The sequence below is a fragment of the Klebsiella pasteurii genome (assembly GCF_018139045.1).
GTDB classification, from domain to species: domain Bacteria; phylum Pseudomonadota; class Gammaproteobacteria; order Enterobacterales; family Enterobacteriaceae; genus Klebsiella; species Klebsiella grimontii.
The window spans coordinates 108,165-124,050 of the sequence record NZ_CP073236.1 but is presented as its reverse complement, the minus strand read 5'-3'; the positions used below and the strand labels follow the sequence as shown (position 1 = coordinate 124,050).

Below are 15,886 nucleotides of genomic sequence, written 5' to 3'. Positions count from 1 at the left end.
AGGCGAGCCGGTCAGCTCGCGCGTAAAGGGAATATATATGGAAGAGACGCTATTTTCCGCCTGTCAGTTCTCGAGCGACAGCCTGAACTGGCGCAGCGCCGTTCAGCTCGCCTGTCGACCGCTTGAGCAGCAGGGAAAAATCACCGGAGGCTATGCCAGGGCTATTATCAGCGCCACGGAGCAGGATGGTCCCTGGTATATATTGAGCCCGGGGTTTGCGCTACCGCACGCGCGTCCGGAAGCCGGAGTGCTGAGCAGAAACAGCGCGCTTTCGCTGCTTTGCTGTCGCGAGGCCGTTGATTTTCCGGAGCATCCCGGCATTCGGCTGATAGTCGTACTGGCGGCGGCTGATAGCGAACAGCATATCCAGACTATCCAGCGGTTAGTCTGCTGGCTGGATGAGGGGGAGAGACTACGGCGATTCACCGAGATCCACAATCAGGCCCAGTTTGAAGCGCTTCTCGCTTCGCATTAATCGATAGCCAGGGACATCTCTCCTGGCTATTTTCGACCAAAATCAGGCGTGAGCCACCGGCGTAGGATGATGCCCCGCTTTACGCAGCAGCGACAGCAGGTAGATGAAGGACACGCTGGCTATCATGATAAACAGCAGATTGTCAGAGAAATTCTGCATCAGCATCGCGGTCAGCGTTGGCCCAAGCAGGCTGCCCACGGTATAGCTCATTAACAGCGCCTGGTTCATCGCCACCAGCTGATGGCGCTCCACTTTTTCGCACGCCCAGGCCATAGCGACCGGATAGAGCGTGAAGCCGGAAGCGCCCAGCACGAATAGCGCAGGCGCCATTGCGGCCTGGCTTAACATCGCCAGACAGCCGAGAATTACCACAAACACCTGAACGCGCAGAACCAGCAGGCGGCCGTAGCGATCGGCGAGCCGACCAATCGGCCACTGCCCAACGATGCCTGCGCTCACCATCACCGCCATCCAGAAGCCGATGCCGGAATCGCTGACGCCCTGGTGGTTAAGCCACAGCGGCATCAGGCCATACAGCGAACCGAGCACGATACCGGAAATAATGCAGCCATTGACCCCGTGACGGGCCTGACGCAGCCTTAACATTGGCCAGATACGCGCCGGTTCGTGCGGCTCATCGCCCTGAGTCGTCACGCGAGCAAACAGCAGCGGCAGAATGGCCGCCAGAGCCAGCGCCGTCACCCACGGCAGGACGCTCATCAAATCAGTCGGCAGTTTGCTGACCATTAACTGGCCCAGCACCGTGCCAACGTAATAAATCATCATATACGCCGCCAGCAGGCGACCGCGGCTCCGCGAAGTGCCGCTACAGACCAGCGCGCTCTCCACCACCACCCAAATCATCGCGCAGCCGACGCCCGCAATAAAGCGCCAGCTGAACCAGCTCCAGAAGCCAAGCGTAATGCCGAGACCAACGCAGCCCACGGCAAAAATAATGGATGCCAGATAATAGCTACGATTAAAACCCAGACGCTTAATCACCCATCCGGCGAGCAATGTCCCCACCAGATTACCGGTGAAGTAGGACGACCCTACCATTCCGACCTGCCAGGTCGGCATATTTTCATGGGCGAGCCAAAGCGGGACGAGCGTATTTAAAACCGCTATCGCCAGGGTCAACAAAAGCAGGCCACAGAGCAACATTTGCACTGGCCGGGTGTAGATGGTCATGGATATAAACCGTGATGGAGTTCAGATTTTGTGCGCATCATGCCACTGCTGTAAACATTGTCAATCCACCTGAAATCAGGCGTGACGCGGTTTGCGGGCGTACGATAGAAGTTTTTTATCCAGCGGATCGACAACAGAATAGTTGTTTATATTATTCCATTGTTTTTATTAATTTATTAGGAAAATGAGGTGGGAGTATCGGTAGAAATATTTCATGAATCGACAGCACTTTTTATCGCGCCAGAAAGCATTATTCTGGCGCGATAAAGGGCGTTAGCTGGCGATTGCCATCCCTACGGTCATATGCAGGCCGTAGAAGACGCCGCGGCCGATCATCTCGCCAACCAGTATCAACACAAAAGCCAGCACCAGCATCGGCAATGCGGGCTGATAGCCTTTGAGCTGCGGGGCGATCCAGCAGACCAGCGCCAACGCCAGCGCAACCAGACGCCAGGCCATTAGCGCGCCGTAGTCCGGCACCAGCGCGGAAGCTTGCTGGATGGAGCTATGAATTGTCGCTAGCTCGCTTCCCTGCATTAGCGCTACGATCGCACTAATCACCAGCGCCAGCAGGGTCACCGCCGGCAACAGGCGCATAGCCCATCCGGTAACGTCCGCAACGCGCAGCAGCAGATACCCCAGCAGCGGACCGCCGATAAACATCGTCAAGAAGAAACTCAACGGCGTCCAGACCGTATACCAGGTGGGGACCGTATCAATAGTGTTATAGACGCGGACCATCATCCAGACAAAGATAACCCCCAGCACCATGGTAATAACCAGCCAGAGATGACGCAGTCCCGCCGGTAGCTTATTGAGCGCCGCCAGAAGCCAGCCAATACCTCCGACAGCAAAGAAAAGCGCCCCGCTGGCGATTTCATTACTGAGCGACGAGGCCCCTACTCGATTGAGCGAGTTAAACGCGCGCATTGGCGACCCAAGATGCAGGGTGGAGGCAATAAAGCCTACGCCCATCAGCACCCACAGGCCAAACATACTCACCACCACGCGCTGCTGCTGTTCACGCGATAAGTCGCCTTTCATGAGCGCCAGAGCCAGTACAATAAAGCCGCCCACTACACACTGACCAAAGACCGTGAAAATAATCAGCGGCCATTCATGCCATCCACTCCCCATCTCACACCTCCTTCGGGTTAGCCAGATAGCCGGTGGTATCTCCACACGGACGGCTGTTGGCGTTAGGTTTAATCACAATACTTGGTTTAGTGAAGTGGGCCGAAGGCAGCGGCGCAACGGCAGCCAGCTGTCCGTGTTTTTTACGCAACTCTTCAATCGGGCCAAAATCAAGCGCGCGGAGCGGACAGGACTCTACGCAAATCGGCTTTTTGCCATCGGCTACGCGCTCGTGGCAGCCGTCGCATTTGGTCATATGACCTTTTGTCGCATTGTACTGCGGCGCGCCGTACGGGCAGGCCATATGGCAATAGCGACAGCCGATACATACCTCTTCATCCACGACCACAAAGCCATCTTCACGTTTATGCATCGCCCCGCTCGGGCAAACTTTGGTGCAGGCCGGATCCTCACAATGGTTGCAGGCGATAGAGAGGTAATAGGCAAACACGTTCTGCTGCCAGACGCCGTTATCTTCCTGCCAATCGCCGCCCGCGTATTCGTAAATACGACGGAAACTCACCTCCGGCGTGAGGTTTTTGTAGTCTTTGCATGCCAGTTCGCAGGTTTTGCAACCGGTGCAACGGGCGGAATCAATAAAAAATCCATATTGAGTTGTCATCGGTTACTCCTTACAGCTTTTCAACCTGGACGAGGTTGGTATGCGATGGATTACCTTTCGCCAGCGGCGATGGGCGTTGGGTGGTCAGCACGTTAATGCTGCCAGCCTGATCCACGCGACCGGCGTCCGGGTTATACCAGGCCCCCTCACCCAGCGCGACCACGCCCGGTATCATCCGCGGGGTCACTTTGGCTTCGATATGCACTTCACCGCGATCGTTAAAAATGCGGATCCGATCGCCATTGGCGATACCGCGTTTCTGTGCATCAAGTGGGTTGATCCACATCTCCTGACGGCATGCGGCTTTCAGCACGTCAACGTTGCCGTAGGTGGAGTGAGTACGGGCTTTGTAGTGAAAGCCGGTCAGCTGCAGCGGATATTTTTTAGCCAGCGGATCGTCATAATTTTCAAACCCAGGGCTGTAGATCGGCAGCGGGTCGATAACATCCTCTTCTTTCAGCTCCCAGGTCCCTGCGATTTCCGCCAGCTGCGCAGAGTAAATTTCAATTTTCCCTGACGGCGTCGTTAACGGATTGGCGGCGGGATCTTCGCGGAAAGCCTTATAGGCAACGTGGTGGCCTTCCGGATCGCGCTGTTTGAAGATCCCCTGCTTGCGGAATTCATCAAACGGCAGTAGCGCCGGGATCGCTTTACGGGATTGCTCATAGAGGTGACGCAGCCACTCTTCCTGAGTGCGGCCTTCGGTGAAGCGTTGCTCAACGCCCATGCGCTTCGCCAGCTCCGTCGTCATCTCATAGATGGTTTTGCACTCAAAACGTGGTTTGATGGCCTGGTCGGCAAAAATCACGTAGGACATGTTGCCGCAGGAGGCATCGAGGGCAAAATCCATCTGCTCCGAAGCCGTACAGTCCGGCAGCAGAATATCGGCATATTTCGCAGACGAGGTCATATGGCAATCAATGACCACAATCATCTCGCACTTCTTGTCATCCTGGAGGATGTCATGGGTACGGTTGATTTCTGAATGTTGGTTGATCAGGCAGTTACCGGCATAGTTCCAGACCATTTTGATGGGGACGTCAAGCTTATCTTTGCCGCGCACGCCGTCGCGCAGTGCGGTCATTTCCGCTCCGCGCTCAATCGCATCGGTCCACATAAACATGGAAATACTGGTTTCAACCGGGTTATCCAGCGTCGGCATGCGCTCAAACGGCAGCGAGTAAGAGCCTTCACGCGCGCCGGTATTCCCGCCGTTGATCCCGACGTTGCCGGTTAAGATCGCCAGCATGGAGATCGCGCGGGAAACCAGCTCGCCGTTGGCATGGCGCTGCGGACCCCATCCCTGAGAAATATAGGCAGGTTTAGCGCTGGCGATTTCGCGCGCCAGCTGCACGATACGCGCCTGGGGAATGCCGGTAATCGTCGACGCCCACTCTGGGGTCTTCGCGATACCGTCTTTGCCCTGGCCAAGAATATACGCCTTATAGTGGCCATTGGCTGGCGCGCCTTCCGGCAGCGTTTTCTCGTCGTAGCCTACGCAGTACTTGTCGAGGAAAGGCTGGTCAACGAGGTCTTCGGTAATCATCACCCACGCCAGCGCGGAGACCAGCGCGGCGTCGGTTCCCGGGCGAATAGGGATCCACTCGTCTTCGCGTCCGGCACCAGTGTCGGTATAGCGTGGATCGATAATAATCAGCCTGGCGTTGGATTTCTCCCGCGCCTGCTCCAGGTAATAGGTTACCCCACCGCCGCTCATCCGGGTTTCCCCGGGGTTGTTGCCAAACAGCACCACCAGCTTGCTGTTTTCGATATCCGACGGGCTATTGCCATCGGCCCAGCCGCCGTAGGTGTAGTTCAGGCCAGCGGCGATTTGCGCTGTAGAGTAGTCGCCATAATGGTTGAGATAGCCGCCGCAGCAGTTCATCAGGCGGGCAATCAGAGTTTTTCCCGGTGGCCATGAGCGAGTCAAAGTTCCACCGAGGGTACCCGTTCCATAGTTCAGATAGATGGACTCATTGCCGTACTCTTTTATCAGGCGCTGCATATTGCTGGCGATAGTATCGAACGCTTCTTCCCAGCTGATTTTCTCGAATTTGCCCTCGCCGCGTTTGCCTACGCGCTTCATCGGATATTTCAGGCGGTCCGGGTTGTAGACGCGTCGACGCATCGAGCGGCCGCGCAGACAGGCGCGAACCTGATGCAGGCCGTCGTAGCTATCATCGCCGGTATTATCTGTTTCTACATATTTGATCTCACCATCGACAACATGCATCCGCAGCGGACAGCGGCTACCGCAGTTAACCGTACAGGCGCTCCAGGTAACGGTTTCGCTGGCGGGACTCAGGCTATCCGCAGCGTAGGCAATGCGCGTGAAGGGTAAGGTAAAAGCGCTGCTGGCCATTGCCAGCCCGCCAATCGCCGTGGTTTTCATTAAACCACGCCGGCTCACCTCGGCAGCCAGTAAAGCATCGGGGGTTTTGGTTTTCATAGATACTCGCTTTGGTTGCTCACAATTAACTTAAACCCGCTATATAGTTTGATATATAGCGAAATTAGACTTTATTAGTTTTTTATGCTGGTTAATCCAAAGGGAGTATCTGCGTAATCGAGAAGTCGATTATTGCCCGGTATCAAGAAGGGGGTAAAAAAAAAGCGCCCGCAGGCGCTTTTGAGAAAAGAGTCGAAAAATCAGCCGATAAACTCAAGGCCGCGCATATATGGGCGTAGGACTTCCGGGATCGCAATGCGACCATCCGCCTGCTGATAGTTTTCCATCACCGCGACCAGCGTACGACCAACCGCCAGGCCAGAACCGTTCAGCGTGTGTACGAGGCGAGTTTTCTTGTCAGACTTACTTCGGCAGCGCGCCTGCATACGACGCGCCTGGAAATCCCAAACGTTAGAGCAGGAAGAGATCTCACGATAGGTATCCTGCGCCGGTACCCACACTTCAAGATCGTAGGTTTTGCATGCGCTGAAGCCCATATCGCCCGTGCACAGAGCCACTTTACGATACGGCAGACCCAGCAGCTGCAGCACTTTCTCGGCGTGGCCAGTCATCTCTTCCAGCGCCGCCATGGAATCTTCCGGACGTACAATCTGCACCATTTCGACTTTGTCGAACTGATGCATACGGATCAACCCGCGGGTATCGCGGCCATAGGATCCGGCTTCAGAGCGGAAGCACGGCGTATGCGCGGTCATTTTGATCGGCAGATCGTCTTCATCAATGATTTCATCGCGCACCAGGTTGGTCAGCGGAACTTCCGCCGTCGGGATCAGCGCGTAGTTGCTGCTGTCGGCTTCTTCTTCAAGCGGACGGGTATGGAACAGGTCGCCGGCAAATTTAGGCAGTTGGCCGGTACCGTACAGCGTGTCCTGGTTAACCAGATACGGGACGTAGTTTTCGCTGTAGCCGTGCTGTTCGGTATGCAGATCCAGCATAAACTGCGCCAGCGCGCGGTGCAGACGTGCCAGCTGGCCCTTCATGACCACAAAACGAGAACCGGTCAGCTTCACGGCGGCGGCAAAATCCAGCCCTCCGTGCATTTCGCCCAGCGTCACGTGATCGCGAACGTCAAAATCAAACTCGCGCGGCGTACCCCAGCGACTGACTTCAACGTTGTCATTTTCGTCGCGGCCGGCCGGAACGTCATCGTGCGGAATGTTAGGGATGGTCAGCGCGATATCGCGGATTTCAGCCAGCAGCGCGTCCAACTCGGTCTTAGCGGCATCAAGCTGCTCGCCGAGTTTGTTCACTTCCAGGCGTAATGGCTCAATATCTTCCCCGCGCGCTTTCGCCTGGCCAATGGATTTCGATCGGGAGTTACGCTCCGCCTGCAGGTTTTCAGTTTGAACCTGCAGAACTTTACGACGCTCTTCCAGAGCGCGAAGTTTATCTACATCCAGCTTAAAGCCCCGGCGTGCCAGTTTTTCTGCGACTGCGTCTGGCTCGGTACGCAGCAGATTGGGATCGAGCATGCTTATCCTGTGCTTATCGAATTAATAAAGAAAAATGGCCGCAGAGCGCGACCACGGAAATAGTGTGACAACCTTACCGCAACGCCTCAATTATCGGTAGCGTTTTATCGGGCTATTTTGATCCTGTTCGGTTAACCAGGCGAGCTTTTCGCCTATTTTGCCCTCCAGCCCCCGGTTTGTCGGCTTATAATAGCGCGTTTGCGCCATTTCCTGCGGGAAGTACTGCTCTCCGGCGGCGTAGGCATTCGGTTCATCATGGGCATAGCGATACTCCTGCCCGTAGCCCATCTCCTTCATTAACTTCGTTGGGGCATTGCGTAAATGTACCGGAACGTCGTAATCGGGCCGTTCGCGGGCATCGGCCATCGCCGCTTTAAACGCGGTATAGACCGCGTTGCTTTTCGGCGCGCAGGCAAGATAAACAATGGCCTGAGCAATCGCTCGCTCGCCTTCCGCCGGTCCGACCCGGGTAAAGCAGTCCCAGGCGGAGATCGCAACCTGCATCGCGCGCGGATCGGCATTGCCGACATCTTCCGACGCAATCGCCAGACAACGGCGCGCTACGTAGAGCGGATCGCCGCCGGCGGTAATAATCCGCGCGTACCAGTAAAGGGCGGCGTCCGGGGCGCTGCCGCGAACCGATTTGTGCAGGGCGGAGATTAAATCGTAAAAGCGATCGCCTTTGTTGTCGAAACGCGCGCTGCGTTCACCGGCAATTTCAGTCAGCAGTTCAACTTTCAGCACGCGATTGCCGGAGGCCTCGGCCTCGGCCATATCGGCCATCATTTCCAGGGTATTCAGCGCCCGGCGCGCATCGCCGTTGACAAGGTCGGCGATGGCCTTACGCGTCTCGTCCGGCAGAACGATATTTTGCCCGCCGTAGCCGCGCGTTTTATCGCTCATCGCCTGGTTGAGCACCTGCTCGATATCATCGCTGGTCAGCGACTTCAGCAGATAGACGCGCGCGCGGGATAACAGCGCGGAATTGAGTTCAAAGGAGGGGTTTTCCGTCGTCGCGCCGATAAAGGTGATGGTTCCGTCTTCAATATGCGGCAGAAAGGCATCCTGCTGGCTTTTATTGAAACGGTGCACTTCGTCGACAAACAGAATTGTGCGGCGACCCGCGTTGCGGTTTTGTCGCGCGCGTTCAATGGCCTCGCGGATCTCTTTAACACCGGAGGTCACCGCTGAAATACGTTCAACGTCGGCGCTGGCATAGCGCGCAATCACCTCAGCCAGCGTGGTTTTCCCCGTCCCTGGCGGCCCCCAAAGGATCATGGAGTGCAGATGACCGGCTTCAATCGCCCGCGGTAAGGGTTTACCCGGCGCCAGCAGATGCTGCTGACCAATGTACTGCGCTAAATTTTCTGGCCGCATGCGTGCGGCCAGGGGTTGAAACGCGTTGTCGGAAAAATCGAGCGACAGATTGCTCACGTTCGCCTCTACTTACGTTGATCGTCCACCGTAACCCCTTGCGGCGGCGTAAAGGTGAACTTAGATGCATCCACGGCACCATTTTGTTGCGACTTCAGTTGATAGCTGCTGCGTTGATCGTCCTGCTCCACGGCGCTGAACTGATGAATCGTGCCGTCACGACCCACGTTAATGGTGAACTGCTTCAGATTGCCGCTACCGTTTTTCGGCGTCAGAACAAAATCATCGCCGTTCTGCTTAATGTTGTAGTTCTGCCAGTCGCTGGCCTGGTTGCGGGCAATCAGCATAAACGGCGTGTTGCTGGTCGCATCTTTCAGCCAGGTGGCGGTAGCCTGCTCAACAAAGGGGTTGTAGAACCACAGCGTTTTGCCATCGGAAACCAGCACGCTTTCATCCGGCTGGGTCATATGCCAGTTGAACAAATTTGGTCGCTTGACCCACAGGTCTCCCTGCCCGTCCTGCACGGCGTTGCCGCTGCCGTCCGTCACTTTCTGCGTAAAGCTGGAGTGGAAGCTGCTCACTTTATCAAGGCGGCTTTTTAAATCGCTGGCGGCGTCCGCCCATACCTGGCTGACGACAAAACTGGACAGTAATGCACAGGTGATTGCGAGTTTTTTCATTGTTATTCCTTAATGTGCGTCACTCCCGACGCGGGAGCCTAATCTGCTGCTAATGTAGAACGGCCAACGGCGGTAAAACAGCAGAACAGGCTGATTTTCACTTATTTACCCAACTTTGCGGTTACTCAAAAGGCGGCGGAGCCAGCACTTCACGGTTACCGTTATGACCCTGCTCGCTCACGATACCCTGAGCTTCCATTTGCTCAATAATACGCGCGGCGCGGTTATAACCAATACGGAACTGACGCTGCACCCCGGATATGGAGGCCTTGCGTTTCTCCGTCACAAAGTTGACGGCCTGATCGAACAGCGGATCGAGCTCTTCACCACCTTCATAGCCACCACCGCCGCCTTCGCTTTCGCTATCGGAGGTGATGCCATCAACATACTGCGGACGCCCGCGCGCCTTCCAGTCCTGGACGACAGCGTGAACTTCCTCGTCACGTACAAAAGCGCCGTGCACGCGCACCGGGATCGTCGAGTTAGGCGCGGAGTAGAGCATATCGCCCATCCCCAGCAGAGACTCCGCACCGCCCTGGTCAAGGATGGTCCGCGAGTCAATTTTACTCGATACGGTAAAGGCGATACGCGTCGGGATGTTGGCTTTAATCAGGCCGGTGATAACGTCAACCGACGGTCGCTGGGTCGCCAGCACCAGGTGGATACCTGCAGCGCGCGCTTTCTGCGCCAGACGCGCAATCAGCTCTTCCACTTTCTTGCCGACGGTCATCATCAGGTCGGCAAATTCGTCGACCAGCACCACGATATAAGGCTCTTTTTTCAGTACCGGATGCGTCGCATCCATACTGTCGCCGGGCTTCCAGTAAGGATCCGGAATGGGTCGTCCCATCCGCGCGGCTTCGGCAATCTTCTCGTTATAACCTGCGAGATTACGTACGCCTAGCGCGGACATGAGTTTATATCGGCGCTCCATCTCGTTAACGCTCCAGCGCAAAGCGTTGGCCGCATCTTTCATATCCGTCACAACTTCCGTCAACAGATGCGGTATTCCCTCATAGACCGACAGCTCGAGCATTTTCGGGTCAATCATGATGAACTTCACATCTTCCGGCTGCGCTTTGTAAAGCATGCTCAGGATCATGGCGTTGACCCCAACAGACTTACCGGAACCGGTAGTACCCGCCACCAGCAGGTGCGGCATCTTCGCCAGATCGGCGGTGACAGGTTCGCCCGCGATGTCTTTACCGAGGACCACCGTGAGCGGTGAAGGATTATCGCGGAATTTGGCATTATCCAGCACTTCGCGCAGGTAAACGGTCTGGCGCTTTTTGTTAGGCAACTCCAGGCCAACGTAAGGTTTACCCGGAATAACTTCCACCACACGGACCGCCGCCGTGGACAGTGAGCGCGCCAGATCGCGCGACAGGTTGGAAATCCGCGCCGCTTTTACCCCTGGAGCCAGGTTTAGCTCAAAGCGGGTGATGACCGGGCCTGGTGAGTAGTTCACCACGTCGGCTTTAATGCGGAAATCGGCCAGACGAGCTTCAACCAAACGCGCCATTTGCTCAAGGGCGAAGGTATCGATCGGCTCAACTTCAGCCGGTGGCGGCGTGAGCAGGTCAAGCGAGGGCAGCAGCGTCGTCGGCTTCTGTAACGGGCGACTGTCGCCATTGCGCATCAGTAGCGGGTGAATGAGACTTTCCTGCGGCTGCGGGATCGGCTGCTGCGGAGCCTGCTGCTGCGGATAGCTGCCAGGAGCCTGCTGCGGCATCGGCTGATGGTGAACAGGCTGCTGCTGTACGGATTGATAAGCCTGCTGCTGCGTATATTGCGGCGGCTGAGGCATCTGCGGGTGCGGCATCGGCTGCTGTACGGGCTGCGAATGCTGGGCCGGCTGCTGATACTGCGGGGCAGGCTGCTGTACTTCCGGCAATGGCGTGAAGACAGGCTCGCTCGGCGTATCATCAACTAATGTTTTCATTGGTGAGAATTCATAATCCGCCGCAGAGAACGGATGCGATCCCGGCGGCTGCTCGCTGGCGTAGCGCTGCTGCTGTGAAGCGGCAAACTGACGAGCAAGTTCGGCTTCAGCGGCAGAATCCTCGTCTACATCATCCTCTTCCGCAGCGTAGCTATCGCCATAGCGCTGATTTTGCGCAGCCGCGAACTGACGCGCCAGCTCACCCTGCTCAAGCTCTGCTACTTCCTCGTCCGTCAGCGCATCGTCATCATAGTGCTGATGCTCTGCCTGACGCGCACGTTCTTCAGCCAACCGTTGCGAAGGCAGCTTAATGCCATAGGAAGCCAGCTCACGGCGCGTGGGCACACGAACGCGGTTTGGACGCGGCAATTTCGGGCCTATGCCCTCTTTTACCTGCGCTCGCGGACCGCCCGACGCCGGGCTAAACAGCGGCGCGGCGCTGGATGCGGCAGATGCCGCGGCGGCGCTAGCAGAGGCCGCCCCGGTGGCCTGATGGACGCCAGACGCAAGCGCGCTCACCGCGGCAACATCAGCCGCCGGAGCAGGCGGAGGCGAGATCGGTTTTGTCGCAACCGGACTGACCGGCTCCGGAATCGGCTGATACCATGCGGCAAGCTGCTCGCGTTCACGCGCGCGTTTCTCTTCCACTTCTTCGAAGTAGTACATCGGCGGACGCTGAGGCTTCACCTCCTCTTGCGGAGGCTCAGGCTCAATGGAGGCGGCGTAAGGCTCAGGCTGCTGTACCGGGGCCTGTTCCGGCTGGTACGCGTGCTGCGGCGGGTAAGCCGGTTCAGGCTGATAAGCAGGCTGCTCAACAGGAGCCTGCTCCGGCTGATAGGCATGCTGCGGCGGGTAAGCCGGTTCAGGCTGATAAGCGGGCTGCTGAACAGGAACCTGCTCCGGCTGATAGGCATGCTGCGGCGGGTAAGCCGGTTCAGGCTGATAAGCGGGCTGCTGAACAGGAACCTGCTCCGGCTGATAGGCATGCTGCGGCGGGTAAGCAGGTTCGGGCTGATAAGCAGGCTGCTGAACAGGAGCCTGCTCCGGCTGATAGGCATGCTGTGGGTGGTAAACCGGTTCAGGCTGATACGCTGGCTGCTGTACCGGGGCCTGTTCCGGCTGGTACACATGCTGCGGCTGGTAAGCCGGTGCTGGCTGATATGCTGGCTGCTGTACCGGGGCCTGTTCCTGATGATAGGCTGGCGGAGCCTCATACCCTGGCCGCGGTTCAGACCATGCCTGCGGCGCAGCGGTATCCTGCGCGGCCAAAGCCACCGGATCGGCAATGTTATGACCGTTTAACAGAGGATCGTAGGGGTCAAAATCGCCGGGACGTGCCGCACTGACGCCGGAGAACAGAACATCATCAGCATTTGCCGGACGCGCTGCGCTGGAGCCAGAAAAAAGCACATCGTCAGCGGCAACAGGCGCACCGCCGGCGCTGTACTGGACCTCGTCTTCGGCGTCATCCATCCGTTTACCCGAGAATAGCGCCGCATCGGTCTTACGCCCCATCGGATTAGAGAACTTCTCAGCCAGACGCTGGCGGCGAGCTAAGGCGCTGCGTAAAATCCGCGCGCGTCGAGAACCCTGCGGCTTCGCAGGTTCATCATCTTCATATTCTTCTTCATCTTCTTCATATTCCCCTTCATCGACCCAGGTGTCGTCACGACGGGTACGGTTACTGGCGAAAGTGAGAATAGAAAGGATCGCGCCGCCGAGTTTTTCAGCAATGCTAACCCAGGACCAGCCGGTAAACAGCGTCAGTCCTGCGGCCCAGATACAGAGCAGCGCAATTGTGCCGCCGCTGCTGTGCAGCAGCGGTTGCAGGGTAGTACTCAGTAAGCTGCCGATCACCCCGCCCGAAGCGAAGTACCAGATATCATCCGCGTTAATCGCCGCCAGACCGCAGGACGTGAGGATCAGCGCCAGCGCGCCAATCAAACGCAGCGAGACGGCGAAATAGTCGATGTACTCGTCGTTTTCCTGATGACGCCAGGCAAACCAACAGCCACCGATAATGATGACCGGAATGGTATAGGCCATTACGCCAAAAATAAAAAATAGCGTATCGGCGAGCCATGCTCCCGGCGTCCCACCTATATTGTGAATAGGCTCATGCCACGCCGTTTGTGACCAGCTAGGATCCGAGGGATTAAAGCTGAGTAAGGCCGCCATCAACCAAATGGCAAAAAGGGAGCAAAGAATGAGTAACGCCTCAAGGAGTCGGCGCCCGCTACTTAGCTTTGTGAATTTGACTTCTTTGTCTTCGGTGTATTCCTGGCTCAAGAAAGGCTCTCCAGGTATCAGGCTGTTTCCTGCCTTCGGCTAAAACGGACAACAGTGCCGGGTCTCCCCGGCACTGTTGCTGTATGGATTAACAGGAGTGTAATCAAACTACATCGATTTTGCACCTGTTCCGTGTTAGCGCGTCTTGATTACCAGACGATTACTTTGCTTGACTTCTTCCATCACCACATAGGTACGGGTGTCATTTACGCCCGGCAGGCGCAGCAAGGTCTCGCCCAGTAATTTACGATACGCTGACATATCCGGTACGCGGGTTTTCAACAGGTAATCGAAATCCCCGGAAACCAGATGACACTCTTGAATTTCTTCAAGTTTTTGCACAGCGGAGTTAAATTGCTCAAACACATCCGGCGCGCCACGATTCAGAGTAATCTCAACAAATACCAGAAGTGATGCATCCAGATAGTGCGGGTTGAGCAGCGCTGTATAGCCCTGTATAAAACCCTGTCTTTCCAGTCGACGCACGCGCTCAAGGCAAGGCGTCGGAGAAAGTCCCACCCGTTTAGAAAGCTCGACGTTGGAAATACGCCCGTCTTTTTGCAATTCATTCAAAATATTACGATCAATGCGGTCGAGATCTTTGCCAGGGCGCTTCTTGCTATCTACCATTATTATTGTCTCTCTGTATTCCTTCCCTACTCCTGTTCCGACTCTGAGCCTTCACTGCCAGAGTCCATCCTGTTATCACCCGTACGACATTGGGTAACCCAGGGGTACGTGAGAAGCCCGTTGCCTGACGGCAGCCACCGACATCACGCATGGCGTCTGTCCACACCATGCGTAGATTTCGCTAACCCGGATAAAAATGGCATTTGCGTGCATGAAAATTCGCCACACGCGAAACACTGCTTTTCTTCTTCCATGAATGTTTTCGCAAAAGCACAGGGGATTGTCAAAGCAAAACATCGATTTTTAGTACAAGATGCCAGATATTCATTATCCTCCCCGGTTGATTCTCATGTTTTCCTCTTATAATTGTCTCGCTAACAGTAGAATTAGTTATATTCTTCGTTCGTTAAATCGCCAATTAATCGGCATCTTCTATTGCACATATCGTTAACAAAACCGCCACGCTCTTTTTTTACGCCAACAAATTCCCTACAATCCAGCTCATGTATGCCAATAAATTATGAGGATCTCATGGGCACGGCCAAACACAGTAAACTGCTTATTCTTGGTTCTGGACCTGCGGGATACACCGCTGCGGTCTACGCAGCGCGCGCAAATCTGCAGCCGGTACTGATTACCGGAATGGAAAAAGGCGGTCAGCTGACCACCACCACTGAAGTGGAAAACTGGCCAGGCGATCCTAACGATCTGACCGGACCGCTGCTGATGGAACGCATGCACGAACATGCCACCAAGTTTGAAACCGAAATTATTTTCGATCATATCAACAGCGTCGACTTGCAAAACCGTCCGTTCCGCCTGATGGGCGACAGCGGTGAATACACCTGCGATGCCCTGATTATCGCTACCGGCGCATCAGCGCGCTATCTGGGTCTGCCATCGGAAGACGCGTTTAAGGGCCGCGGCGTTTCTGCCTGCGCGACCTGCGACGGTTTCTTCTATCGTAACCAGAAGGTCGCGGTGATCGGCGGCGGCAATACGGCTGTTGAAGAGGCGCTGTACCTGTCTAACATCGCTTCCGAAGTTCATTTGATCCACCGTCGTGATGGCTTCCGCGCGGAAAAAATCCTTATCAAACGCCTGATGGACAAAGTGGAGAGCGGCAATATCGTGCTGCACACCCACCGTACGTTGGAAGAAGTGACCGGCGACCAGATGGGTGTAAGCGGCTTGCGTCTGCGCGATACGCAAAATGCTGACAACTTGGAATCCCTCGAAGTTGCGGGGCTATTCGTGGCAATCGGCCACAGCCCGAATACGGCAATTTTCGCCGATCAGTTGGAGCTGGAAAACGGCTACATTAAAGTTCAGTCCGGCATCCACGGCAACGCCACCCAGACCAGCATCCCGGGCGTTTTCGCCGCTGGCGACGTGATGGATCATATCTATCGTCAGGCGATTACTTCTGCCGGCACAGGCTGCATGGCTGCGCTGGATGCAGAGCGTTATCTGGATGGTTTAGCCGACGCTTGCAAATAATCTTTACAAGTCAGTAACAAAGGTAAAGAAGGCGACGAAAAGTCGCCTTTATTTTTGCCCCGTTGTAACATTGCCGTGCCCAAAAAACTCATAACTACACCTGCTAA

The 15,886-nt window shown here is 56.0% G+C and carries 11 protein-coding genes; 2 read left to right on the top strand and 9 right to left on the bottom strand.

The genetic code is table 11. The annotated features are described in order from the left end of the window. Positions 1–37 precede the first annotated feature (37 nt). Positions 38–475, top strand: coding sequence for a PTS sugar transporter subunit IIA (locus KCG39_RS00530; RefSeq protein WP_004130923.1), 438 nt, complete (start codon positions 38–40; stop codon positions 473–475). A 42-nt stretch (positions 476–517) separates the two neighbouring features. On the opposite strand, the gene KCG39_RS00525 is transcribed toward KCG39_RS00530, so the two are convergent. The 9 genes from KCG39_RS00525 to lrp form a co-directional block, all read right to left on the bottom strand. After that, complete coding sequence (locus KCG39_RS00525) at positions 518–1,666, bottom strand: MFS transporter (RefSeq protein ID WP_004130922.1); 1,149 nt, start codon at positions 1,664–1,666, stop codon at positions 518–520. A 273-nt stretch (positions 1,667–1,939) separates the two neighbouring features. Then, positions 1,940–2,803 carry a dimethyl sulfoxide reductase anchor subunit family protein gene (locus KCG39_RS00520; RefSeq protein WP_049113363.1) on the bottom strand — a complete coding sequence of 288 codons (864 nt, stop codon included), beginning with the start codon at positions 2,801–2,803 and terminating at the stop codon, positions 1,940–1,942. 1 nt (position 2,804) lies between these two features. Then, positions 2,805–3,422: a DMSO/selenate family reductase complex B subunit gene (locus tag KCG39_RS00515; protein WP_004130920.1), complete on the bottom strand. Its 618-nt coding sequence runs from the start codon at positions 3,420–3,422 to the stop codon at positions 2,805–2,807. Positions 3,423–3,432: 10 nt separating this feature from the next. Continuing rightward, complete coding sequence (gene dmsA, locus KCG39_RS00510; protein ID WP_139529727.1) at positions 3,433–5,871, bottom strand: dimethylsulfoxide reductase subunit A; 2,439 nt, start codon at positions 5,869–5,871, stop codon at positions 3,433–3,435. Between the two features lie 200 nt (positions 5,872–6,071). Further along, positions 6,072–7,364 carry a serine--tRNA ligase gene (serS, locus tag KCG39_RS00505; protein WP_004130915.1) on the bottom strand — a complete coding sequence of 431 codons (1,293 nt, stop codon included), beginning with the start codon at positions 7,362–7,364 and terminating at the stop codon, positions 6,072–6,074. A 90-nt stretch (positions 7,365–7,454) separates the two neighbouring features. Then, on the bottom strand, positions 7,455–8,798 hold the full coding sequence (gene rarA / locus KCG39_RS00500) for a replication-associated recombination protein RarA (RefSeq protein WP_004130913.1): 1,344 nt from the start codon (positions 8,796–8,798) through the stop codon (positions 7,455–7,457). A gap of 8 nt (positions 8,799–8,806) precedes the next feature. Continuing rightward, entirely contained in the window at positions 8,807–9,418 is a 612-nt protein-coding gene (lolA, locus tag KCG39_RS00495; RefSeq protein ID WP_004130911.1) for an outer membrane lipoprotein periplasmic chaperone LolA, read from the bottom strand. Between the two features lie 121 nt (positions 9,419–9,539). Then, positions 9,540–13,649 (bottom strand): DNA translocase FtsK, encoded by a 4,110-nt coding sequence (gene ftsK / locus KCG39_RS00490; RefSeq protein WP_142467771.1) that lies wholly within the window; start codon positions 13,647–13,649, stop codon positions 9,540–9,542. A gap of 135 nt (positions 13,650–13,784) precedes the next feature. Next, on the bottom strand, positions 13,785–14,279 hold the full coding sequence (lrp, locus tag KCG39_RS00485) for a leucine-responsive transcriptional regulator Lrp (protein ID WP_002439523.1): 495 nt from the start codon (positions 14,277–14,279) through the stop codon (positions 13,785–13,787). A gap of 531 nt (positions 14,280–14,810) precedes the next feature. Here lrp and trxB point away from each other — a divergent pair. After that, positions 14,811–15,779, top strand: coding sequence for a thioredoxin-disulfide reductase (gene trxB, locus KCG39_RS00480; RefSeq protein WP_142467772.1), 969 nt, complete (start codon positions 14,811–14,813; stop codon positions 15,777–15,779). Positions 15,780–15,886 lie beyond the last annotated feature (107 nt).

Excerpts from the sequence above, each read along its gene's own strand:
- KCG39_RS00530 (WP_004130923.1), top strand. The coding sequence starts at position 38 with ATGGAAGAGACGCTATTTTCCGCCTGTCAGTTCTCGAGCGACAGCCTG.
- KCG39_RS00525 (WP_004130922.1), bottom strand. The coding sequence starts at position 1,666 with ATGACCATCTACACCCGGCCAGTGCAAATGTTGCTCTGTGGCCTGCTT.
- KCG39_RS00520 (WP_049113363.1), bottom strand. The coding sequence starts at position 2,803 with ATGGGGAGTGGATGGCATGAATGGCCGCTGATTATTTTCACGGTCTTT.
- KCG39_RS00515 (WP_004130920.1), bottom strand. The coding sequence starts at position 3,422 with ATGACAACTCAATATGGATTTTTTATTGATTCCGCCCGTTGCACCGGT.
- dmsA (WP_139529727.1), bottom strand. The coding sequence starts at position 5,871 with ATGAAAACCAAAACCCCCGATGCTTTACTGGCTGCCGAGGTGAGCCGG.
- serS (WP_004130915.1), bottom strand. The coding sequence starts at position 7,364 with ATGCTCGATCCCAATCTGCTGCGTACCGAGCCAGACGCAGTCGCAGAA.
- lolA (WP_004130911.1), bottom strand. The coding sequence starts at position 9,418 with ATGAAAAAACTCGCAATCACCTGTGCATTACTGTCCAGTTTTGTCGTC.
- lrp (WP_002439523.1), bottom strand. The coding sequence starts at position 14,279 with ATGGTAGATAGCAAGAAGCGCCCTGGCAAAGATCTCGACCGCATTGAT.
- trxB (WP_142467772.1), top strand. The coding sequence starts at position 14,811 with ATGGGCACGGCCAAACACAGTAAACTGCTTATTCTTGGTTCTGGACCT.